Raw genomic sequence first — 20,462 nt, 5'->3', positions numbered from 1 at the left:
CGCCACACACATTAAGACATGGGCAGAATATGCGCGCCGAAGTTGTTACCGCCGTTGAGGAAATCGAAAAATCCATTGCGCTTCTGGCGCAGCGGTTGAACGTGGAAACCGCCCAGCACCGGCTGGAAGAGTTCAACGCCATGTCCGAAGCGCCGGATTTCTGGAACGATCAGGCCCGCGCCCAGAAGCTGATGCGCGAACGCCAGGCGCTGGTCGATGCGATGGAAACCCATGCCGGGCTTGTGCGCGAGCTTTCCGACAATGTCGAGATGATCGAACTTGGCGAGGCCGAGGATGATGCCGAAGTGGTGGCCGAGGCTGAAGCCGCCGTGTTCGCCCTGCAAAAACTTGCCGCGCAAAAGGAACTGGAGGCGCTGCTCGATGGTGAAGCCGACAGCAATGACACGTTTCTGGAGGTCAATGCCGGTGCTGGCGGCACCGAAAGCTGCGACTGGGCGTCGATTCTGGCGCGCATGTATGTGCGCTGGGCCGAAAAGCAGGGCTATAAGGTTGAACTGCTCAGCGAAAGCCCTGGCGAGGAAGCGGGCATCAAATCGGTCACCTATCAGATTACCGGGCATAACGCCTATGGCTGGCTGAAAAGCGAAAGCGGTGTGCATCGGCTGGTGCGCATCTCGCCCTTTGATTCCGCCGCCAAGCGCCACACGTCTTTTGCCTCGGTCTGGGTCTATCCGGTGGTCGATGACAATATCGAAATCGACATTCCCGCATCCGATGTGCGGATTGATACCTTCCGTTCATCCGGCGCGGGTGGCCAGCATGTGAACAAAACCGACTCGGCGGTGCGTATTACCCATTTGCCCACGAATATCGTGGTGACAAGCTCGGAAAAATCGCAGCACCAGAACCGGGCAAACTGCTGGGCGGCGCTGAAATCGCGGCTTTATGAAATGGAGCTGCGCCGCCGCAACCAGGCCATTACCGATGCGCATGAAGCCAAGGGCGATGCGGGCTGGGGCAACCAGATCCGCTCCTACGTGCTACAGCCCTATCAGATGGTGAAAGATCTGCGCACGCGGCATGAAACATCCGATACGCAGGGCGTGCTGGATGGCGACCTGACCCCGTTCATGGCGGCTACGCTTGCGCAAAACCTTTCGGGAAAATCGCGCGGCGAGGCCGAGGCGCTGGACTGATTTCAGCCAAGGCGCGAAAGATTGACTTGCCTCATTCCCCGTTTCGGGCAGACTTGCGCGACAGGTAAGAGGTGACTTATGCGATTCCTGATTTTTACAGCAATTCTGTTTCTCACAGCCATCCCGGCGCGCGCCGAATTTGTAAACTGCAACCCCGCGCAAATTGGCGCCATTCAAAAGGCCATGTCGAACGCGCGCAACGCAGTCAGCATTGCGACAACGGCGGTTCACCCCGAAAGCACGATCTATCAGCGGTGGTTCGGCCATTGGGATACGTCGCGCGCCAATGATGTGCGCCGCAGCCTTGCCGCCATCAAGGAAGTGCTGGATGAAAGCATTCTGCGGGTAAACTGCGCGCGCCCCTTGCAAGATGGCTGTTCCGGCTCGGTCTATGCCAATGTCTGGCCCGACCGGCCGTTCCAGATCAATATTTGCAACAATTTCTTCAACCTGCCACAGCTTTCGGGCGACAAGAACCGTGCGGGCTTCAACCGGGTTGGCACAATGGCGGGCACAATGGTGCATGAGCTTTCGCATTTTGACAATGTGGCCGCGACCGATGACAATATCTATACGCGCGGCAGGTCAATCGAAATGGCGCGCGAAACGCCGGGCCTTGCCGTGCGCAATGCCGATTCCTACCAGTATTTTGTGGAAGACGCCTATTTGAAAGGCCTGTGAAAAGGGCCCCGAAAGGGGCCCGATCATGAATCAAATCTGCCGGGGTCAGGCGGTTGCCTTGACCGGCGCCTTGGATTTTTCCGAAGTCGAAAGCGGATCGTCGGCGCGCTGCACCGAGCCTTCAAAATGCGCACCGCTTTCAATGGCGATTGTTTTGTGGATGATATCGCCCTCGACCCGCGCCGAAGCAGTAAGCCGCACTTTCAGCCCGCGCACCCGGCCCAGAATGCGGCCATTGATGACCACATCATCGGCGATCACTTCGCCCTTGACGGTGGCGCCTTCGCCGATTGTCAGCAGATGCGCGCGAATATCGCCTTCAACCGTGCCTTCAACCTGAATGTCACCCGTGGTGATCAGGTTGCCCTTGACCATCAGGTCGGATGACAGGATGGAGGGGGCCGGTTTTGGCTTGGGCGCGGCGCTTGGTGCCGGGGCCGAAGAGCTGCTGGCGCTTGAGGATGATGACGAGTTGGAAGACGGCGCGCTGGGGGTGGTCAGCGTCGGGGCTTCGTGCTTGTCGTTTCCGTCGGTTGGTTTGGTTTTAGAAAACATCGCGTCCTACCCTTATGTATGTCATGGGATCTATCGACTCGTCATTGAGCCGAATTTCATAATGCAGATGGGGGCCGGAGGAACGCCCGGTATTGCCCATGCCGCCAATGCGCTCTCCGCGGGTGACACGTTGTCCAACGGTCACATCGATGGAGTTCAGATGCGCATAAAAGGTTTCATACCCGAACTCGTGACGTATTTTAATCAGATTGCCAAACCCGTTCTGGACTCCGGCAAAACTTACCACCCCATCGGCAGGGGCGATCACCGCTGTCTCGGTCGGGCCGGCCATGTCGAGGCCACGATGCATTCGGCCAGAGCGCATTCCAAAGCTCGACGACAAACGATAACTGCCGCCAACCGGCTCGCCTAGCGGCGATGTGTTGACGGCAATGTTGAGCATGGCAAGCCGGTCCAACTGCTCCAAAACGGATGAAACGCGCAGCGCAAGCGGGTCATTGCCGGTGCCATCGGGCGCGGCCGCAACAAATTCAGACGAAAGCCCGCCCGTGCCGGAATAGTTGCGCTTCACCGAGTCCAATATCTGGTCAACATCCAGCCCGATGCGTTTCAGCACGTTTTCAAGCGGCACAAGTGTTAGCTCGATTGCGCCTTCAAGCTGGCCGAACATCCGTTCCTGGCGCTGGCGGGCCAGCTCCTGTTCCAGCTCGATCTGCGCGATCCGCTCGCTCAGCGCGGTAGCTTCGGCGGCGAATTCATCGCGCCGCGCCGCGGTTTCTGCCAGGGCACTGGCGATTGTTTCGATCGTGCTGGACACTTCGGCATCGCCGTTCAGCCCTTCGTTCAGCACAAGCTGCAAAACGGCCAGTTTTTGCGACAGCACGCGCGCTTCGCTATCGGCCATATCGCGCGCCGATTGCAGCCCGCCAAGCTGGTTGCGCAGCACGGTCACGCGCTGGCCCTGTTCGGATACCGCTGCCGACAGGGTCATGATTTCCTGCTGTTGGCGCAGCAGCGAATCTTCGGCCTCGCTCAGCCGCGATGCGCGGGTTGAAAGCTGCTCGCGCAAGGCATCGCGCTCGGCCATCAGATCGGCAAGCCGGGCCTCATAGGCGGTGCGCAGGGCCTGGGCTTCGGACACAGGTGCTGCATCATCACTTCCGTTGAGCAGCAGCGTGGTGGTGGCAATGGTTGTCCAGGCAACCGCTGTCAGCACAGCGCCGCCAAGCAAAAGCCGGCCAAACGGCGAAAAGCGATGCTGGCGCACGCCATGCACATCGCTGAATGTCACCGTCATTGCCGGCAGATGCCGCGCCAGAAAACCCGGTTTGCGATTCGCCGGGTCTGATTTTGCCATAGGTTAGGTGCCCTAGATAATTCGCCCTGATGGGCTTGTTATACACTGTCGCGCTTAGCGATAGGGATTTTGGCCCGCTTTCGCAATGATTTTTCGCCGATACGCGGCGTTTCGGCAGGGAACCGCCGCCGAGCTAGAGCGCGGCCAACACCGTCTCGACATGGCCTTTAACGCGGATATTGCGCCATTCGGCTTGCAGCCTGCCCCGTGCATCAAACAAAAAGGTCGAACGCTGAATGCCCATATAGTCGCGACCGTAAAGCTTTTTCAAAACCCAGGCGCCAAGCGGCTCTATTAGCAGGCGATCAGGGTCCGACAGCAGGGGCAGGTCAAAACCGTGCCTGGCCTGGAACTTCTTGTGGCTGGCAATGCTATCGGCCGAACAGCCGATCACACGGCAGTTTTGGGCCGCAAATGCCGGAAGGGCAGCGGCAAAGGCCAGCGCCTCGGTGGTGCAGGTGCTGGTATTGTCGCGCGGATACAAAAACAGCACGAAGGGCGCACCAAGCAAGGCGGAATTGCCAAGGGTTTCGCCCGGCGTTACGGGCAAATCGAAGGCGGGGCAGGGGCTGTGCAGGCTTATCGGCATATCCCTGCCAGAGCATAATCGCCAAACACAAACAAGGGGTTTTGTTGGGCGGCAATCCTCGTTATTGGGGCAGCAACAACGAGGGCTGCGATGCGCACCGATGATTTTGATTTTGACCTGCCCGAGGCGCTGATCGCATTGCGCCCCGCCCAGCCCCGCCCGGCCTCGCGGCTGCTGGTCGCCGGGCCAAAACGCATGGAAGACAGCCATGTTCACGCGCTTGGCACCTTTCTGCGAAAGGGTGATTTGCTGGTGTTCAACGACACCAGGGTGCTGGCGGCCTATCTGGCTGGCACACGCCTGCGCGCAACATCCGATGGTTCGGGCCGCGCACAGGTGGGCTTTAACCTCATCACCCGGCTGGGCGCCGACCATTGGCGCGCGCTCGCCCGCCCCGCCAAACGGCTGAAACTGGGCGACAGGGTAGAGTTTGCGCAAGGGTTGGCCGCCGAAGTTACCGCCCGCGACCAGGGAGAGGTTGAACTGCGCTTCAATCAAACCGGCAAAGCACTTGATGCCGCGATTGAGGCTGCGGGCGATATGCCCCTGCCGCCCTATATTGCCAGCCGCCGCGCCGCCGATGCGGCCGACCGGGCCGATTACCAAACCGTATTCGCCAGCCGCCCCGGTGCCGTGGCGGCGCCCACAGCCTCGCTTCATTTCGATGCTGCATTACTTGGCGCGCTTGCCGCAAAGGGTGTTGAAAGCACCCGTGTCACCCTGCATGTGGGCGCGGGCACGTTCTTGCCGGTGAAGGTCGATGACATTGCCAGCCACAAGATGCACGCCGAATGGGGTGAAATCTCGGTCGCGTCCGCCGATGCCATCACCCGCGCCCATGCCGAGGGGCGGCGCGTAATTCCGGTGGGCACGACCGCGCTGCGGCTTATCGAATCTGCGGCCACCGCCAAGGGCGTTGTTGCGCCGTGGCAGGGTGAGACCGATATCTTCATCCATCCGGGCTATGAATTTCTGGCCACCAGCGGGCTGATGACCAATTTCCACCTGCCGCGTTCAACCCTGCTGATGCTGGTCTCGGCCCTGATGGGGCTGGGGCGGATGCGCGAAGTCTATGCCCATGCCATTGCCCAAAACTACCGCTTCTTTTCTTATGGCGATTCGTCGCTTTTGTTGCCCGACCTTACGTGATTGGCGCGACGTGCTAGTCTAACCCGTGCAGATTGACCGCAATTTACTTTCAAAAGGCCATATATGCTGATCATTCTCAAGAACTCCTGGGCCTTGCTGCTGGGTATGCTGCTGCTGATGCTGGGCAACGGGCTGCAAGGCACCTTGCTGGGGGTGCGCGGCGCCTACGAAAAGTTTGACCCGCAGATCATGGCCTTCATCATGTCGGGTTATTTTCTGGGGTTCTTGCTTGGCTCGCGGCTTGCACCGCATATGATCCGCCGCGTTGGCCATGTGCGGGTTTTTGCCGCCCTCGGCTCGCTGATTTCAGCCGCCTTTATCCTTTATGCCGCTTGGCCCGACCCCTATGTCTGGATGGTAATGCGGGTGTTGGTCGGGTTTTCGTTTTCCGGCGTTTACGTTGTGGCCGAAAGCTGGCTCAACGATGCGGCCACCAATGAAACCCGTGGTCAGGCGCTTTCGGCCTATCTGATCGTGCAGATGATGGGGATCATTTCGGCGCAGGTCGTGCTGAACTTTGCCGACCCGAGCGGCTATATCCTGTTTGTCGTCATGTCGGTGCTGGTGTCAATGTCCTTCCTGCCGATCCTGCTTTCGGTCAGCCCTGCACCGGTGTTTCGTGCCACCAAACCCATGACATTGCGCCAGCTTTTTATCACCTCACCTTTGGGCTGTGTCGGCACAATGCTGCTTGGCTCGGTCTTTTCCATCCAGTTCGGCATGGCGGCGGTGTTTGGCACGCAGATCAACCTGAGTGTCAGGGAAATCTCGATCTTTGTGGCGGTCATCTATATCGGCGGCATGGTGGCGCAATATCCGATCGGCTATCTGTCCGACAGGATGGACCGGCGCAAGCTGATCATCGCGCTGACCATTCTGGCCGCCAGCGCCATGACGATCGGCATTTTCGTTTACGAAACCTTCGCCGTGCTGCTGATTTTGGCGGCCATCATGGGTGGCGTTGCCAACCCGCTTTATTCGCTGCTTATCGCCTATACGAACGACCATTTGCAGCAGGAAGATATGGCCTCGGCCTCGGGCGGGCTGATCTTTCTGAACGGCATCGGGGCTATTGGCGCGCCCATTCTCATCGGCTGGATGATGTCAAACTGGGGTGCGGGCGCGTTTTTTGGCGGCATGGCCACATTTTTCGGTGGTATTGGCGCCTATGGCCTCTATCGTATGACCAGACGCGCAAGCATTTCGATCGGGTTGCAAACAGGCTTCACCACCGTCATGCCGCAGTCGACTGTGGTTGTCGCCGAGGCAGCACAGGAATTCGCGATTGATAAAGCCCATGCGGACGGGGAGCAGCGCTCATGAGCAAGATCACACACAGTATCACGCCAGAAGATATCAACGCGTTCTATATAGACGAGGTTGGCCCGGCAGGCTGGTTCAGCCAATCCGACGCGTTGGATGCGACAATCACCAGCCGCTTCATGGCAACCTATGAATTGGCGCGCGACCGCTTGCTGAAAGACTGGCTGGCAACGCGGCAGGGCACATTGGCGCTGGTCATTTTGCTCGACCAGTTCCCGCGCAACATGTTCCGCGAAGATGGCCGCGCCTTCGCTACAGATAGCGGCGCGCGCAAGGTTGCAAAATTTGCGCTTTCGCGCGGCGATGATATCGCCACAGCCGAGCCTGCGCGCAGCATTTACTACATGCCGCTCATGCACGCCGAATGCAACGCCGACCAGGATGCTTCGGTGCGCGCCTTCAAGGGCCGCAGCGAAGGCGGCACCATGCTGCTGCACGCGCGCGCACACCGCGAGATCATCCGCAAATTCGGCCGGTTTCCAACGCGCAATATCATGATGTCGCGCACATCCTCGGCGGCCGAGCAGGCCTATCTGGATGATGGCGGCTATGGCAAAATCGTCGATACCCTTTCGGCTGGTGCATAGCGGCCATTCATCGGGCATTATGGCTAAGACAGGAATTATTGGCTAACTATAGGCCAACATAGTTTTGGAGAACAAGAATATGGCAGCGCAGGTTTTCGATGTTGTGGTAATTGGTGCCGGCCCGGGCGGCTATGTCGCGGCCATCCGGGCGGCACAGCTTGGCAAAAAGGTTGCCGTGGTCGAGCGCGAAAACCTTGGCGGCATCTGCCTGAACTGGGGTTGCATCCCCACCAAAGCCTTGCTGCGCTCTGCCGAAGTGTTCCACCTGATGGAGCGGGCCAAAGAGTTTGGCCTGTCGGCCGACAAGATCGGCTATGACATCGACGCGGTGGTGAAACGTTCGCGCGGGGTGGCCAAGCAGCTTTCCGGCGGCGTGGGCCATTTGCTGAAAAAGAACAAGGTCACCGTGATCATGGGCGAGGCCAAGTTGGCGGGCGCAGGCAAGGTTGCCGTGAAAACCGACAGGGGCAGCGACGAGTTGCAGGCCAAAAGCATTATCGTCGCCACGGGTGCGCGGGCGCGCGAATTGCCGGGGCTGGAGGCCGATGGCAAGCGCGTCTGGACCTATCGCCACGCGCTTCAGCCGCCGCATATGCCCAAAAAGCTGCTTGTCATCGGCTCTGGCGCCATTGGCATTGAATTTGCCAGCTTCTTCAACACGCTGGGCGCCGATACGACGGTGGTCGAGGTGATGGACCGTGTTCTGCCCGTGGAAGATGCCGAAATCTCCGCCTTTGCGAAGAAGTCTTTCGTCAAACAGGGCATGAAGATCATGGAAAAGGCGATGGTCAAGCAGCTTGACCGTTCTGCCGACAAGGTCATCGCCCATGTCGAGCTTGGCGGCAAGGTCGAGAAGCTGGAGTTTGACACCGTCATCTCAGCCGTGGGCATCGTCGGCAATGTCGAGGGGCTTGGCTTGGAAGACGCGGGCGTAAAAATTGATCGCACCCATGTCATTACAGATGAGTTCTGCCGCACCGGCGTTGACGGGCTGTATGCGATTGGCGATATCGCCGGCGCGCCGTGGCTGGCCCATAAAGCCAGCCATGAGGGCGTGATGGTGGCCGAGCTGATCGCCGGTAAGCACGCGCATCCGATCAAGCCGGGCAGCATTGCCGGCTGCACCTATTGCCATCCGCAGGTGGCCAGCGTTGGCCTGACCGAAGCCAAGGCAAAGGAGGCGGGCTATGACATCAAGGTCGGGCGCTTCCCCTTTATTGGCAACGGGAAGGCCATTGCATTGGGCGAGGCCGAGGGTATGGTCAAAACCGTGTTTGACGCCAAAACAGGCGAGCTTTTGGGCGCGCATATGGTCGGCGCCGAAGTGACCGAGCTTATTCAGGGCTATATCGTCGGCCGTCAGCTGGAAACCACCGAGGAAGACCTGATGCACACCGTCTTCCCGCATCCGACCCTGTCGGAAATGATGCATGAATCGGTGCTGGATGCCTATGGGCGGGCCATCCACTTCTAGAGGTTTCAACATGCACCACGCCGTCCCGGGCCTGACCCGGGACCTCTGCGTCAGGGTCGAGGCCCCGGGTCAGGCCCGGGGCGGCTCAGGTTTTTGCGCTGCGTTCGCGCCCGATATCCAGCACGGCCGCCAGCAAGGCATCCAGATCGGCGCGCGTCGTCCGGTGGTTGGTGATGTTCACGCGAATGGCCGTCTGTCCGTCGATTTTCGTGGTCGAGGGTGCCGCGATACCGCGTTCCTGCAACAGCACGACAATTTCGTCATTCACCGCATCGGATGCATCATAGCGAAAACAGCAGATGTTCAGCGAAACGGGTGCAAGCCGGGTTAGGGCAGGCTGCGCATCGACCCGCGCCGCCAGATAGCGCGCCTGTGCGCAGTTATCGGCGATTTTTTCGCCCAGCCGTTCCAGCCCGAACAGCCGCAGATGATACCAGATTTTCAGCGCCCGAAACCCGCGCGAAAGCTCTGGCCCATAGTCGACCGGCCAGGGGTTGCCGCCTGCCAGCCCGCGCGTGGCCGGCGCCAGATAATCGGGCCGTTCAGCAAAGGCACCGCGGTGTTCGGCCTCGTTCCTGATCAGAATATATCCTGCATCATAAGTGACATGCAGCCATTTGTGAAAGTCAAAGGCGAGCGAATCTGCACGTGCGATTGCCGCCACGCGCGGGCGCAGTTCCGGCACAAGCTGCGTGAGTGCGCCAAAAGCGCCATCGACATGGAACCACAGGCCGTGTTCAGCGCAGATATCGGCAAGTGCGCTCAGGTCGTCGAACGCACCGACATTCACCGAACCGGCGGTGCCTGCCACGAAGAACGGGCGCAAACCGGCGGCTTTATCCGCGTCAATTGCATCCTTTAGTGCCTTGATATTCATCTGAAAAACATCATCAACCGGGATGATGCGCAGCGCCTCGGTTCCAAGCCCGAGCATATCAAATGCCCGTGCAAGGCAACTATGCGCCTGTGCCGAGGTGTAGCCGACAAGGCGCGGTGCATCCGCCAGCCCTTTGCGGCGCACATCTGGCCCCAATGCCCGCAAACGCGCGGCAGAAAGCGCGATGAGCGTTGCCACCGAAGTGCCCGAAACCACCAGGCCGGACGCCGCAGCCGGAAAGCCGAAAATTTCGACAATCCAATCCCTTAGCTGCTTTTCTACAAGTGCTGGTGCATGGTGCCGACCGCCGAGATTGGCGTTGATTGCCGCCTCATACATTGCCGGCACAATGCCCTGCGCCGTGCCGCTGCCATGCACCCAGCCGAAAAACCGTGGATGCGTATTGCCCACATCATGCGGCAGAATATGCGCGGCAATGTCCTGGGCAATCGCCTCGGGCGTAGTCGGCGCAAGGGGCAGGGTGGCGGTAAATGCCGATCGGCTTGCATCGCTTGGCGCGCGCCAAACGGGCGCATCGCCGCGCCCTTCGATATGGTCGATTGCCGCATCAAGTGCCGCATGGGCGGCGGCGCGAAATGCGGTCCAGTCATCGGGGTCCAGGGAGGGGGAATCGCTCATGCGCGCAATCATGGGCGCGCATGGCGAAAATGAAAAGGGGCAGGGCGAACCTGCCCCTTTTCGTGTTACTTGAGCGCGGCGCGGGCGGCGCGAATACCATCGCCATAGGCCTGCGAGATCTTGTCGTAATGGCCAAGGGCGCGGTTCACAATCGCCTCATCCACCCCTTGCATTGCGGCGGCGGTGTTGGCGTAAAGCCGGGCGCGCTGGCCTTCATCCATCAGGTCGTGCAGGGCGCGGGGCTGTTTGTAATCGTCATTGCCATCGCGGTGGTTGTAGCGCGCCGCATCACCCGAAATGCGCAAGGGCGGCTCGGCAACGCTTGGGTCTTCAGCCGCGCCGCCCATCGAGTTCGGCTCGTAATAGGCATCGCCCGCGCCGGTTTTCTGGCCGAAAAAGTTCATGCTGCCATCTTTGTGATAGTGATGAACCGGGCATTTCGGCGCATTGACCGGCAGTGCCTCGTAATGCGTGCCAAGCCGGTAGCGATGCGCGTCGGCATAGGAGAACACGCGCGCCTGCAGCATTTTATCGGGCGAATAGCCGATGCCGGGCACGATATTGCTGGGGCTGAAGGCCGCCTGTTCGATTTCGGCAAAGTAGTTGTCGGCGTTGCGGTTCAGCTCCATCACGCCAACATCAATCAGCGGATAGTCGCCATGCGGCCAGACTTTGGTAAGGTCGAAGGGGTTATACTCGGTCTTCTCCGCATCCATTTCCGGCATGATCTGCACGCAAACCCGCCATTTGGGGAAATTGCCGGCCTCGATGCCGCCGAACAGCGCTTCCTGATAGCCTTCACGGGTTTGGCCGATTTTGGCATTGCCCTCTTCATTGGTGAAATGCGCGTGGCCCTGCAGGGTTTTGAAGTGGAACTTCACCCAGAACCGCTCGCCATCATCATTCCAGAAGGAATAGGTGTGGCTGCCATAGCCGTTCATCTGCATCGGCGTTTGTGGCAGGCCACGGTCAGACATCAGGATCGTCACCTGATGCAGTGCTTCGGGGCTGAGGCTCCAGAAATCCCACATCGCATTGGGGCTGCGCAGATTGGTGCGCGGGTGGCGCTTTTGGGTGTGGATGAAATCGGGGAATTTCAGCGGGTCGCGCACGAAAAACACCGGGGTGTTGTTGCCAACCAAATCCCAGTTGCCTTCGGATGTGTAGAATTTCAGCGCAAAGCCGCGCACGTCGCGTTCGTGGTCGGCGGCCCCCAATTCGCCTGCAACGGTGGAAAACCGTGCCAGCATGTCGGTTTTCGTGCCTTTTTTGAACACGGCGGCGCGGGTGTATTTTGAAATGTCATGCGTTACGGTCAGCGTGCCGAAGGCGCCCCAGCCCTTGGCGTGGACAACACGCTCGGGAATGCGTTCGCGGTTCTGGTGGGCCAGCTTTTCAATCAGCTGATAATCCTGCAGCAAAACCGGGCCGCGCGGGCCGGCGGTTTGGCTGTTCTGGTTGTCGGCGATGGGTGCGCCGGCGGTGGTTGTCATACGTGGGGGTGTGGCCATGTTGGTCTCCTTTGTTTGTTGCGCCCGTTCTAACGGATTCGCAGGCAGATGAAAATCGCAATGCCGTTATGCAGCCAGCTTTCGCGCTTGGACTGGCTGGCGTGGCGCGTTATGGTCAGCCCAGTGCCCAAATGCAGGATGAATCATGGACCAGCGTGACCTAAGCGACCGTGCCCAGCGCCACCCGGAAAAGGCCAAAAAGGCCGATACGCCGATTTTGCGCAAGCCGGACTGGATTCGCGTGAAAGCGCCGGTTTCCGAAGGCTATCGCAAAACCCGCGACATTCTGCGCGAAAACAAGCTGGTAACGGTGTGCGAAGAGGCGGGCTGCCCCAATGTGGGCGAATGCTGGTCGCAAGGCCATGCCACGATGATGATCATGGGCGAGATCTGCACGCGCGGCTGCACGTTTTGCAACGTCGCCACCGGCCGCCCCGATGCGCTGGATGCGTTCGAGCCGGGGCGCGTGGCCGTGGCGGTTGAAAAGCTGGGGCTGAAGCATGTGGTTATTACCTCGGTTGACCGGGATGATCTGGAGGATGGCGGGGCCGAGCATATTGCCATGACCATCCGCGCCGTGCGCCGCAAAAACCCCGAAACAACGATTGAAGTGCTGACGCCCGACTTTCTGAAATGCGGCCCCGAGGCGCTGGAAGTGGTGGTTGAAGCCCGCCCCGATGTGTTCAATCACAACCTTGAAACCGTGCCCGGGCTTTACCCCGAAGTGCGGCCCGGTGCGCGCTATTTCGCCAGCCTTCGGCTGTTGCAGCGCGTCAAAGAGCTGGACCCGCTGGCCTTCACCAAATCGGGCATCATGGTTGGTTTGGGCGAAGACCGACAGTCGGTCATGCAGGTGATGGATGACATGCGCGCCGCCGATGTCGATTTTCTGACCATCGGGCAATATTTGCAGCCGACGCCCAAGCACCATGCGGTAAATCGCTTTGTAACACCGGACGAGTTCAAAGCCTATGAGCGCGCCGCTTTCGGCAAAGGTTTCCTCATGGTTTCCGCCACACCGCTGACACGCTCCAGCTACCACGCGGGCGATGATTTCGCGCGGCTCCGCGCCGCGCGTTTGGCAAAGATCGGCTAGGAAGGGCTGGCTCTAGCGCAGCACGCCCGCTGAACGCATTCGGCTGGAATACCAGATCAGCAACAGCGCCACCACGAAAATGGCTGCGATGAAGAGCAGCCCCATCACGCCCATTGCCCCGGTCATGGCCGAGTTTCCGGCCGTCAGCCCGTAGGCCATATTCACAACCATACCTGCGAAAGAGGCGACAAAGCTCCACAGCGCGAAGCGGCTGCGCAACAGCAGTAGGACCGAGCCAAGCACCGCGCCCCAAACGCCAAAGGCCCACACCGCCACTGTCCATGTCGGATAGCTTTCGAAATAGGCAATCTGTTCGGGTGTCATCATCGCCAGATAGGCTTCGTTCTTGGTTTGGTTCATCAGATAGTCATAGGCACCGCCCGCGTTCCAAAGTAAGGTAACAATGCCGATAACCCATAAATGCCAAGGCGCTTTCATAGTAATCTCCCCAATGTTGTGGCGGCATTTAAGCCCAGATTACGATGAAAAGACAAAATTTTTAGCTGCGTTCAGTTCGGCCATTGGGGCAGGCGGGAGCCGCGGCCGCTGAAATCGGGGGTCAGCCATTCCGGCCAGCCAAACCAGTATTCGATGCCGAACAGCACAAGGCTGGCAGCGATGACGCCAAGGATTAGCCAGACATGGCGGCGCGACGGCGGGCGTTGCACCCAGCGTTTCAGCCGCAATAGCCAGATCAGGTTCATTCGACGAACCGCACGGCGCCGATATGGTCGAGGTTGCGGTTGCGCTGTGCATAGTCGATGCCATAGCCCACGACAAATTTGTCGGGAATGGCAAAACCCACCCAATCGGCGGTCACATCGGTTTCGCGGCGGCTGGGTTTGTCAAGCAGGGCGCAGGTGCGCAGCCGCGCGGGGCTTCGGGTGCCGAGCAGCTTCAGCACATGGCTGAGCGTGTGGCCGGTATCGACGATGTCTTCCACCACAAGCACATCGCGCCCCTCGATCTCGCCGCGCAAATCCTTCAGAATCCGCACTTCGCGGCTGGATTCGGTGGCGTTGCCGTAGGATGAGGCTTCAAGGAAGTCGACCTCGACCGGCAGGTCAAGTTCGCGCACCAGATCGGCGATGAAAATGAAGCTGCCGCGCAGCAGGCCGACCACGACCAGCTTGTCGGTATCGGCGAAATAGGTGGAAATTTCCCGCGCCAGTGCTTCAACCCGCGCGGCAATGGATTTTGCGGAAATCATCTCGTCGATCACATAATTGGAATGGTTCACTGCACAGCCCTCTTGAGTCTGCCCGACTTTATTGAAAAGAACAGGCCGACAAAAGGATAACTATGACGACCCATTCAGAAACCCGCAAAATGCCCTATTCGGCCGCGCAAATGTATGCGCTTGTGGCCGATGTGGCGCGCTACCCCGAGTTTTTGCCCTGGTGTGCGGGGGCGCGCATCCGCGCGACCACGCGGATTGATGCGATCGTGGTGATGGAGGCTGATCTGGTCATCAGCTTCAAACTGTTCCGCGAAAAATTCGGCAGCCGGGTGACGCTCGATGAGGCGGGGCAGAAGATTCTGGTCGAGTATCTGGACGGGCCGTTCAAATATCTGCGCAATTCCTGGGCGTTTCGCGATGTTGAAGGTGGCTGCGAAATCGACTTCTTCGTTGATTTCGAGTTCAAGTCGCGGGTGTTGCAAACGCTGATCGGCGTTGTGTTTACCGAAGCGATGCACCGGATCGTGCGCGCATTCGAAGCACGCGCGCGCGCGCTATACGGCGATGGTTAGGCGCCAAGCGCCTCGTGCAGCAGGCCAAGCGCAAAGTCGCGCGCGGCACGGCGCACGCCATCCCGCCCCAAAGCACCGAATTCCTTGCGAAAGCTTTGTGCAGGTTTGCCGGATTGTGCCAGCCCGAACCAGACCAGCCCTTCGGGCTTTTCCGCCGTTCCGCCCCCCGGCCCGGCAATGCCGGTAATTGAAACCGCAAGGCTGGCGCCCGATGCCGTTACTGCCCCCATCGCCATTGCGGCCGCGACCTCGGAACTTACCGCACCGCGCAGGGCGATCAGCGCAGGGTCAACCCCCAGCATTTCGGCTTTGGCGGCGTTGGAGTAGGTTACAAAGCCACGGTCGAACACATCTGACGCGCCGGCAATATCGGTCAGGGCTGCGGCAACCATTCCGCCTGTGCAGCTTTCTGCCGTGGCAATCATCACGCCGTTTTGGCGCGCAAGGGCCAATATTTCGCCGGCAACGCTCATACAAATGCCAGATGCGCAAGAGCGGCGAGTGCGGCCACGCCAAGCGCGGCAAAGGCACCGGCGAATATGTCATCGAGCATCACGCCCAGCGCATCGCCACGCCGGTCGGCCCAGCCGATTATCCAGGGTTTGGTAATGTCGAACAGGCGAAATAGCAGGAATGCGGCAATCCAGCCGGGGTAAAGCGCCAGAATGTCAGCCCCCGCAATGGCCGCCCCGAAGGAGACGGGCAGCAGCGCAATCCACTGGCCGGCCAGTTCGTCGATGACAATTTCGCTGGGGTCGTGGTTTTCGCTGTCGCGCGTTTCAACCCAAGTGGCCCACCAGCCAAGCGCGCAGGCCAAGCCAAGCCCGGCCACCAGCGCCCAGGGCCCGCCAAGGATGTGCAGCAGATAGGCCAGCGGCAGCGATGCCGCAGAGCCCCAGGTGCCGGGGGCAGGGCGCAGATAGCCCACGCCACCCAGCGTTGCGATGGCGCGCGCAATCATTGCGCCACCAGGGTTGCTGTGGCCATTGCGGCAATTCCTTCCTCGCGGCCCGTAAAGCCGAGCTTTTCGCTTGTTGTGGCCTTGATCGACACGCGGTCAATATCCAGCCCGCAAATTTCGGCCACTCTGGCGCGCATTTTGGGCGCATGGGGGCCGATTTTGGGCGCTTCGCAGATCAGCGTGCAGTCTAAATGCGTGATGGCAAATCCGCGGATCCGCGCGCGCTCCACCGCCTTGCGCAGAAAAATATCGCTGGCAGCACCCTTCCACCGGGCATCACTTGGCGGGAACCATTGGCCGATATCGCCCTCGGCCAGCGCCCCGAAAATTGCATCGGTAAGGGCGTGGAGCCCGACATCGGCATCGGAATGTCCGGCCAGCGCCCGATCATGCGCCAGCCGCAGCCCGCAAAGGGTAACATGCGTGCCCGCGCAAAACGCATGAACGTCAAAGCCGTTGCCGCAGCGAATATCCATGAAACGCTCCTGTAATGCCGCAAAATCCTCGGGCAGGGTCAGTTTGATATTCTGCGCATCGCCCGGCACCAGGGCAACTTGCAGGCCCGCCGCGCGGGCAATGGCAGCGTCATCCAGCATTCCGGGTGCGGCCTTGCGATGCGCGACCAGAATGGCGGCAAATTGAAAACCCTGCGGTGTTTGCGCCCGAAACAGGTTTTCGCGCGGTTGCGGGCTGCTCAGCCCTGCCGCGCCACCATGCCAAAGCGCATCGACCAATGGCAGGCACGGCACGGCACCGGGGGCGGTTTCAAGTGCTTTTACAACATGCGCGATGGTTTCGGTTTTCAGAAAGGGCCGCGCCGCGTCGTGAATCAGAACCAGATCCGGCGTTTGGGCGGTCAGGGCTTCAAGCCCTGCAAGAACCGATTCTTGCCGTGTGTCGCCACCCGCAACACCCGGCAGGATGCGTGTATCGCCCAGAATTGCCAGCGCTTCATCGGTTTTTTCCAGCCATTCCGGGGCGGCAACCACTTGCAGAACCTCCAGCCCTTCAAAGGCCAGCATGGCACGCGCGGCGCGTTGCAGCACCATTTCACCGCCAAGCATCCGGAACTGTTTTGGTAGCCCGCCACCGGCCCGCCGGCCCGTGCCGGCAGCCACAATCAACCCGGCGGTTTTGCGCGTCTTTTGCATGGGCCGTGCTTAGCCAAAAGGGGCGATCAGGGCAATTGGCAAAAACGCGCGCGCGATATGCTTGCCCGCCGCGTTCCAATGGGCTAGGGAACTATCTGCACAGGAATTAGGCAATGTCAAAAAAACTGGCAGATTTGGGGATTGAGGCGCCCGTTCTACTGGCGCCAATGGCGGGCATTACCGATGCGCCGTTCCGCAACCTTGTCGCCGGTTTCGGGGCCGGGCTTGTGGTTTCGGAAATGGTGGCCAGCCATGAAATGCTGCATGGCAAGCCAGAGGCACGCGCCCGTGCCGACCTTGGGTTGGGCCAGGCACAAACCGCCGTGCAGCTTGCAGGCTGCGAGGCCGCGCCGATGGCCGAAGCCGCGCGGATGCTGACAGGCGAAGGCGCGCGGATTATCGACATCAATATGGGCTGCCCCGCCAAGAAGGTTGTAAACGGCTATTCGGGCGCGGCGCTGATGCGCGCACCCGACCATGCCATGAAGCTGGTGGCCGCCGTTATAGGCGCCACGCATGTGCCGGTAACGCTGAAAATGCGGCTTGGCTGGGATGATGCCAGCCTGAACGCACCGGAAATTGCCCGCATGGCGCAAGATGCTGGCGTGCGCATGATCACCGTGCATGGCCGCACGCGCTGCCAGTTTTACAAAGGTCATGCGGATTGGCGCGCGGTGGCGCGGGTGAAGGCGGCGGTTGATATTCCAGTGGTTGTGAATGGCGATATCACCGATCTGGCCAGCGCGCGCGCCGCTCTGGCGCAATCGGGTGCCGATGGGGTTATGGTGGGGCGCGGTGCGCAGGGCCAGCCCTGGCTGCTGGCGCAAATCGCCGCCGCCCTTGCGGGCCAGCCCGTGCCCGAAGCGCCCGGCACCGAGGCGCGTTTTGCGCTTATCCGCGCGCATTACCGCGCCATTCTGGCCTTTTACGGCGATGATCTGGGTCTGCGCGTGGCGCGAAAACATCTGGGCTGGTATCTGGAACGGATCGCCGGGGCCGATGCGTTGCGCGCCGCCATCTTCCGCATGAATTGCCCCGATGATGTGCTGCGCGCGCTTACCCCAACCCAAAGCCTGGCCGCATGAGCGCGCTCGATTACGAGGCCATCTGGGGCGCCATGCCAAGCCCGGCCTTTGTGCTGGATGCGCAGGATACGATCATCGCCGCCAACAACGCTGCCGAGCATTTCGCGCAAATGTCGCTGCGCCAGATCGAAGGCCATGTGCTGACCGAATTCGTCGGCGAAAGCTCGGCGCTCGCCGATGTGCTGGGGCAGGCGCGGCGCGGCGCGCTTTCGGTTGTGCGCTATGATGTCGAGGTGACATGGGCCGACCGCAGCCGCGCCTTAAGCAATGTGCAGGCCGCCTGGCTGAATGATAGCGGCGATTTGCTGGTGCAGATTCACCCGCGCGGCATGGCCGACAAGATGGACCGCTCGCTTGCACACCGCGCCGCGGCGCGTTCTGTCACCGCTATGGCGGCGATGCTGGGCCATGAAATCCGCAACCCTTTGGCCGGCATTTCGGGCGCTGCGCAGCTTTTGGCGATGAATTTGCAGGGCGACGACCGTGAATTGGCCGAGTTGATTGACGTTGAAACCAAGCGCATTGGCGCGCTGGTGAATATGGTCGAACATTTCGGCGATTTGCGCCCAGCGACGCGCACCGCTGTAAATGTGCATGACGTGCTTGACCGCGCCAAACGGGCTGCGCTTGCCGGTTATGCCCGCAATTTGCGCTTTGTCGAAGATTACGACCCTTCGCTGCCGCCGGTTGCCGCTGCCGCCGACCAGTTGCTTCAGGTCATCCAGAACCTGCTGAAAAACGCCGCCGAGGCGATTGGCGACAATCCCGGCACGATCACGCTGCGCACGGCCTACCGCCCCGGTGTCAAGCTGGCCTTGCCCGGCGGGCGGCGCGAAAGCCTGCCGATCGAGCTTACCATCGCCGATACCGGCCCCGGCATTCCCGACGATCTGCGCGACGATATTTTTGATGCATTCGTGACGACCAAGGCCAATGGAACCGGACTTGGCCTGTCGCTCGTGTCCAAGATCATCGCCGAACATGGTGGGGTGGTGGAATGTGTCACATCGCCCGAGGGCACGAAATTTCTTATACTTCTGCCGGTTTGGCGCGGCAAGGATGGGGTGAAATAATGGATGGCACCGTAATCGTCGCCGATGATGACCGCAGCTTGCGCACCGTTCTCAGCCAGGCGCTGACCCGCGCGGGCTGCCGCGTGCGCACAACCGGCACGGTTTCAACCCTGTTTCGCTGGGTGGAAGAGGGCGAGGGCGATGTCGTCGTCTCCGATGTGATGATGCCCGATGGCGATGCGCTGGAAATTCTGCCCACCATTCGCAAAAAACGCCCCGACCTGCCGGTGATCGTCATGTCGGCGCAAAACACGGTGATGACCGCCATTCGCGCCAGCGAGGCGGGCGCGTTTGATTATGTGCCAAAACCGTTCGATTTGTCGGCCCTGCTGGCGCTGGTGAACAAGGCCTTGCAGCAATCGCGCGGGGCGCAGCGCCGCGCCGTGCCCGAAGCCCCGCCGCCAGCCGAAGAACGCCTGCCGCTGATCGGGCGCAGCGCCGCCATGCAGGAAGTTTACCGCATCATGGCGCGGCTGATGAACACCGACCTTGGCGTGATGATCACCGGTGCATCCGGCACCGGCAAAGAGCTTGTGGCCCGCGCGTTGCACGATTTCGGCCCACGCCGCGCCGCACCCTTCATGGCAATGAACATGGCCGCGATTCCCGCGATCGAGGTCGAGACGGAGCTGTTTGGCAGGGGCGCGATGCAGGGCCGCTTTGCCGAGGCCGATGGCGGCACGCTGTTTCTGGACGAGGTGGGCGATATGCCGCCCGAGGCGCAAACCCGCCTGCTGCGCGTGTTGCAGGAAAGCGAGTTTGGCGCCAAGGCCCGCGCCGATGTGCGCCTGATCGCCGCAACCCATCAGGATTTGCGCAACCTTGTGAACGAAGGCCGTTTCCGCGAAGACCTGTTCTACCGGCTCAACGTCGTGCCGATCCGCCTGCCGCGGCTTGCCGAACGGCTGGAAGATATTCCCGACCTTGTGCGCCACTTTCTTGTGCAGGCCCAGGCGCAGGGACTGCCGCGCAAAACCATTGCCACCGAAGCGCTGGATGTGCTGAAGCGTCAGCCCTGGCCCGGCAATGTGCGCGAGCTTGAAAACCTTGTGCAGCGGCTGACGATTCTGGCGCCCGAAGATGCGATTTCGGCATCCCTGGTCAGCACCGAGCTTTCGGCCCGACCAAGCGCCACCACCGAACAGCCCGCGCAAAGCCACAGGCTTGGGGCCGCGGTCGAGGCGCATCTGAAACGCTATTTCGCCATTCACGGCGACGATCTGCCCCCTGACGGGTTGTATGAGCGGATTTTGCACGAGGTGGAATTGCCGCTGATCGCGCTGACTTTGCAGGCCACGCGGGGCAATCAGCTTCGCGCCGCCAAGCTGCTTGGCATCAACCGAAACACGCTTCGGTCAAAAATCGCCGGTCTGGATATTCAGGTGTCGCGTGGGAAACGGTTGATGTAAACTTGCCACAGTTTTGGAATCATCGGGCAAACCTGTAGCGCAAGTGCAACAAAATATCCTGACATCCCGGCTGAT

Annotated in this window: 22 protein-coding genes; 11 read left to right on the top strand and 11 right to left on the bottom strand. The window is 60.5% G+C overall.

What is annotated here, in order from left to right; genetic code table 11:
* The first annotated feature begins 29 nt into the window (after nt 1-29).
* Complete coding sequence (gene prfB, locus LGT41_RS12810; protein WP_274127284.1) at nt 30-1,157, top strand: peptide chain release factor 2; 1,128 nt, start codon at nt 30-32, stop codon at nt 1,155-1,157.
* Nucleotides 1,158-1,235: 78 nt separating this feature from the next.
* Nucleotides 1,236-1,838, top strand: a complete 603-nt coding sequence (locus LGT41_RS12805) for a M35 family metallo-endopeptidase (protein ID WP_274127283.1) — start codon at nt 1,236-1,238, stop codon at nt 1,836-1,838.
* A 45-nt stretch (nt 1,839-1,883) separates the two neighbouring features.
* On the opposite strand, the gene LGT41_RS12800 is transcribed toward LGT41_RS12805, so the two are convergent.
* From LGT41_RS12800 to LGT41_RS12790, 3 genes are all read right to left on the bottom strand, one after another.
* The gene (locus LGT41_RS12800) at nt 1,884-2,393 is read right to left on the bottom strand and encodes a bactofilin family protein (RefSeq protein WP_274127282.1); all 510 of its coding nucleotides are present in this window, start codon (nt 2,391-2,393) and stop codon (nt 1,884-1,886) included.
* A complete protein-coding gene (locus LGT41_RS12795; protein WP_274127281.1) occupies nt 2,383-3,711 on the bottom strand; it encodes a M23 family metallopeptidase in 1,329 nt (442 codons plus the stop codon). The genes LGT41_RS12800 and LGT41_RS12795 overlap by 11 nt, the downstream gene beginning before the upstream one ends.
* A 133-nt stretch (nt 3,712-3,844) precedes the next feature.
* Nucleotides 3,845-4,300 (bottom strand): peroxiredoxin, encoded by a 456-nt coding sequence (locus LGT41_RS12790; protein ID WP_274127280.1) that lies wholly within the window; start codon nt 4,298-4,300, stop codon nt 3,845-3,847.
* A 90-nt stretch (nt 4,301-4,390) separates the two neighbouring features.
* Here LGT41_RS12790 and queA point away from each other — a divergent pair, with 90 nt between their 5' ends.
* From queA to lpdA, 4 genes are all read left to right on the top strand, one after another.
* Nucleotides 4,391-5,449, top strand: coding sequence for a tRNA preQ1(34) S-adenosylmethionine ribosyltransferase-isomerase QueA (gene queA, locus LGT41_RS12785; protein WP_274127279.1), 1,059 nt, complete (start codon nt 4,391-4,393; stop codon nt 5,447-5,449).
* 63 nt (nt 5,450-5,512) lie between these two features.
* The gene (locus LGT41_RS12780) at nt 5,513-6,772 is read left to right on the top strand and encodes an MFS transporter (RefSeq protein WP_274127278.1); all 1,260 of its coding nucleotides are present in this window, start codon (nt 5,513-5,515) and stop codon (nt 6,770-6,772) included.
* Nucleotides 6,769-7,359, top strand: coding sequence for a DUF924 family protein (locus LGT41_RS12775; protein ID WP_274127277.1), 591 nt, complete (start codon nt 6,769-6,771; stop codon nt 7,357-7,359). Before LGT41_RS12780 ends, LGT41_RS12775 begins: the two co-directional genes overlap by 4 nt.
* A gap of 79 nt (nt 7,360-7,438) precedes the next feature.
* Nucleotides 7,439-8,833, top strand: a complete 1,395-nt coding sequence (gene lpdA, locus LGT41_RS12770) for a dihydrolipoyl dehydrogenase (protein WP_274127276.1) — start codon at nt 7,439-7,441, stop codon at nt 8,831-8,833.
* 85 nt (nt 8,834-8,918) lie between these two features.
* On the opposite strand, the gene LGT41_RS12765 is transcribed toward lpdA, so the two are convergent.
* Both LGT41_RS12765 and LGT41_RS12760 read right to left on the bottom strand, forming a co-directional pair.
* Nucleotides 8,919-10,349, bottom strand: a complete 1,431-nt coding sequence (locus tag LGT41_RS12765) for a pyridoxal phosphate-dependent decarboxylase family protein (protein ID WP_274127275.1) — start codon at nt 10,347-10,349, stop codon at nt 8,919-8,921.
* Nucleotides 10,350-10,414: 65 nt separating this feature from the next.
* Complete coding sequence (locus tag LGT41_RS12760; RefSeq protein WP_274127274.1) at nt 10,415-11,860, bottom strand: catalase; 1,446 nt, start codon at nt 11,858-11,860, stop codon at nt 10,415-10,417.
* A 145-nt stretch (nt 11,861-12,005) separates the two neighbouring features.
* Between LGT41_RS12760 and lipA the strand changes: the two genes are divergently transcribed.
* Nucleotides 12,006-12,956 (top strand): lipoyl synthase, encoded by a 951-nt coding sequence (gene lipA / locus LGT41_RS12755; protein WP_274127272.1) that lies wholly within the window; start codon nt 12,006-12,008, stop codon nt 12,954-12,956.
* Nucleotides 12,957-12,968: 12 nt separating this feature from the next.
* Here the strand turns inward: lipA and LGT41_RS12750 are convergent, their stop codons facing one another.
* The 3 genes from LGT41_RS12750 to hpt all read right to left on the bottom strand — a co-directional run bounded on the left by LGT41_RS12750 (nt 12,969) and on the right by hpt (nt 14,166).
* Nucleotides 12,969-13,394 carry a hypothetical protein gene (locus LGT41_RS12750; protein ID WP_274127271.1) on the bottom strand — a complete coding sequence of 142 codons (426 nt, stop codon included), beginning with the start codon at nt 13,392-13,394 and terminating at the stop codon, nt 12,969-12,971.
* 71 nt (nt 13,395-13,465) lie between these two features.
* On the bottom strand, nt 13,466-13,660 hold the full coding sequence (locus LGT41_RS12745; protein ID WP_274127270.1) for a hypothetical protein: 195 nt from the start codon (nt 13,658-13,660) through the stop codon (nt 13,466-13,468).
* Nucleotides 13,657-14,166 (bottom strand): hypoxanthine phosphoribosyltransferase, encoded by a 510-nt coding sequence (gene hpt, locus LGT41_RS12740; protein WP_420720216.1) that lies wholly within the window; start codon nt 14,164-14,166, stop codon nt 13,657-13,659. Before hpt ends, LGT41_RS12745 begins: the two co-directional genes overlap by 4 nt.
* 92 nt (nt 14,167-14,258) lie before the next feature.
* Between hpt and LGT41_RS12735 the strand changes: the two genes are divergently transcribed.
* Complete coding sequence (locus LGT41_RS12735) at nt 14,259-14,708, top strand: type II toxin-antitoxin system RatA family toxin (RefSeq protein WP_274127268.1); 450 nt, start codon at nt 14,259-14,261, stop codon at nt 14,706-14,708.
* On the opposite strand, the gene LGT41_RS12730 is transcribed toward LGT41_RS12735, so the two are convergent.
* The 3 genes from LGT41_RS12730 to LGT41_RS12720 are packed head-to-tail and all read right to left on the bottom strand — an operon-like array spanning nt 14,705 to nt 16,820.
* Nucleotides 14,705-15,181, bottom strand: coding sequence for a CinA family protein (locus LGT41_RS12730; RefSeq protein WP_274127267.1), 477 nt, complete (start codon nt 15,179-15,181; stop codon nt 14,705-14,707). The two genes, LGT41_RS12735 and LGT41_RS12730, sit on opposite strands and share 4 nt — an antisense overlap.
* A complete protein-coding gene (locus tag LGT41_RS12725; protein WP_274127266.1) occupies nt 15,178-15,669 on the bottom strand; it encodes a phosphatidylglycerophosphatase A family protein in 492 nt (163 codons plus the stop codon). Before LGT41_RS12725 ends, LGT41_RS12730 begins: the two co-directional genes overlap by 4 nt.
* Entirely contained in the window at nt 15,666-16,820 is a 1,155-nt protein-coding gene (locus tag LGT41_RS12720; protein WP_274127265.1) for a bifunctional 2-C-methyl-D-erythritol 4-phosphate cytidylyltransferase/2-C-methyl-D-erythritol 2,4-cyclodiphosphate synthase, read from the bottom strand. Before LGT41_RS12720 ends, LGT41_RS12725 begins: the two co-directional genes overlap by 4 nt.
* 113 nt (nt 16,821-16,933) lie before the next feature.
* Between LGT41_RS12720 and dusB the strand changes: the two genes are divergently transcribed.
* The 3 genes from dusB to ntrC are packed head-to-tail and all read left to right on the top strand — an operon-like array spanning nt 16,934 to nt 20,387.
* Nucleotides 16,934-17,905, top strand: a complete 972-nt coding sequence (gene dusB / locus LGT41_RS12715; protein WP_274127263.1) for a tRNA dihydrouridine synthase DusB — start codon at nt 16,934-16,936, stop codon at nt 17,903-17,905.
* Entirely contained in the window at nt 17,902-18,978 is a 1,077-nt protein-coding gene (locus tag LGT41_RS12710) for a two-component system sensor histidine kinase NtrB (protein WP_274127262.1), read from the top strand. The genes dusB and LGT41_RS12710 overlap by 4 nt, the downstream gene beginning before the upstream one ends.
* Nucleotides 18,978-20,387 carry a nitrogen regulation protein NR(I) gene (ntrC, locus tag LGT41_RS12705; RefSeq protein ID WP_274127261.1) on the top strand — a complete coding sequence of 470 codons (1,410 nt, stop codon included), beginning with the start codon at nt 18,978-18,980 and terminating at the stop codon, nt 20,385-20,387. Before LGT41_RS12710 ends, ntrC begins: the two co-directional genes overlap by 1 nt.
* Nucleotides 20,388-20,462: the final 75 nt, after the last annotated feature.

It is taken from the genome of Abyssibius alkaniclasticus (assembly GCF_020447305.1).
Lineage (GTDB): Bacteria > Pseudomonadota > Alphaproteobacteria > Rhodobacterales > Rhodobacteraceae > Abyssibius > Abyssibius alkaniclasticus.
The sequence above is the reverse complement of the archived record's forward strand: the minus strand, read 5'-3'. Positions and strand labels throughout refer to the sequence as shown.

What these genes read in the sequence shown, in the direction of transcription:
- LGT41_RS12805 (WP_274127283.1), top strand. Translation starts at nt 1,236, where the DNA reads ATGCGATTCCTGATTTTTACAGCAATTCTGTTTCTCACAGCCATCCCG.
- LGT41_RS12725 (WP_274127266.1), bottom strand. Translation starts at nt 15,669, where the DNA reads ATGATTGCGCGCGCCATCGCAACGCTGGGTGGCGTGGGCTATCTGCGC.
- LGT41_RS12730 (WP_274127267.1), bottom strand. Translation starts at nt 15,181, where the DNA reads ATGAGCGTTGCCGGCGAAATATTGGCCCTTGCGCGCCAAAACGGCGTG.
- LGT41_RS12745 (WP_274127270.1), bottom strand. Translation starts at nt 13,660, where the DNA reads ATGAACCTGATCTGGCTATTGCGGCTGAAACGCTGGGTGCAACGCCCG.
- LGT41_RS12800 (WP_274127282.1), bottom strand. Translation starts at nt 2,393, where the DNA reads ATGTTTTCTAAAACCAAACCAACCGACGGAAACGACAAGCACGAAGCC.
- LGT41_RS12795 (WP_274127281.1), bottom strand. Translation starts at nt 3,711, where the DNA reads ATGGCAAAATCAGACCCGGCGAATCGCAAACCGGGTTTTCTGGCGCGG.
- queA (WP_274127279.1), top strand. Translation starts at nt 4,391, where the DNA reads ATGCGCACCGATGATTTTGATTTTGACCTGCCCGAGGCGCTGATCGCA.
- LGT41_RS12750 (WP_274127271.1), bottom strand. Translation starts at nt 13,394, where the DNA reads ATGAAAGCGCCTTGGCATTTATGGGTTATCGGCATTGTTACCTTACTT.
- lpdA (WP_274127276.1), top strand. Translation starts at nt 7,439, where the DNA reads ATGGCAGCGCAGGTTTTCGATGTTGTGGTAATTGGTGCCGGCCCGGGC.
- LGT41_RS12735 (WP_274127268.1), top strand. Translation starts at nt 14,259, where the DNA reads ATGACGACCCATTCAGAAACCCGCAAAATGCCCTATTCGGCCGCGCAA.
- dusB (WP_274127263.1), top strand. Translation starts at nt 16,934, where the DNA reads ATGTCAAAAAAACTGGCAGATTTGGGGATTGAGGCGCCCGTTCTACTG.
- LGT41_RS12780 (WP_274127278.1), top strand. Translation starts at nt 5,513, where the DNA reads ATGCTGATCATTCTCAAGAACTCCTGGGCCTTGCTGCTGGGTATGCTG.
- ntrC (WP_274127261.1), top strand. Translation starts at nt 18,978, where the DNA reads ATGGATGGCACCGTAATCGTCGCCGATGATGACCGCAGCTTGCGCACC.
- LGT41_RS12760 (WP_274127274.1), bottom strand. Translation starts at nt 11,860, where the DNA reads ATGGCCACACCCCCACGTATGACAACCACCGCCGGCGCACCCATCGCC.
- LGT41_RS12765 (WP_274127275.1), bottom strand. Translation starts at nt 10,349, where the DNA reads ATGAGCGATTCCCCCTCCCTGGACCCCGATGACTGGACCGCATTTCGC.
- LGT41_RS12790 (WP_274127280.1), bottom strand. Translation starts at nt 4,300, where the DNA reads ATGCCGATAAGCCTGCACAGCCCCTGCCCCGCCTTCGATTTGCCCGTA.
- LGT41_RS12720 (WP_274127265.1), bottom strand. Translation starts at nt 16,820, where the DNA reads ATGCAAAAGACGCGCAAAACCGCCGGGTTGATTGTGGCTGCCGGCACG.
- lipA (WP_274127272.1), top strand. Translation starts at nt 12,006, where the DNA reads ATGGACCAGCGTGACCTAAGCGACCGTGCCCAGCGCCACCCGGAAAAG.
- prfB (WP_274127284.1), top strand. Translation starts at nt 30, where the DNA reads ATGCGCGCCGAAGTTGTTACCGCCGTTGAGGAAATCGAAAAATCCATT.
- LGT41_RS12710 (WP_274127262.1), top strand. Translation starts at nt 17,902, where the DNA reads ATGAGCGCGCTCGATTACGAGGCCATCTGGGGCGCCATGCCAAGCCCG.
- LGT41_RS12775 (WP_274127277.1), top strand. Translation starts at nt 6,769, where the DNA reads ATGAGCAAGATCACACACAGTATCACGCCAGAAGATATCAACGCGTTC.
- hpt (WP_420720216.1), bottom strand. Translation starts at nt 14,166, where the DNA reads ATGATTTCCGCAAAATCCATTGCCGCGCGGGTTGAAGCACTGGCGCGG.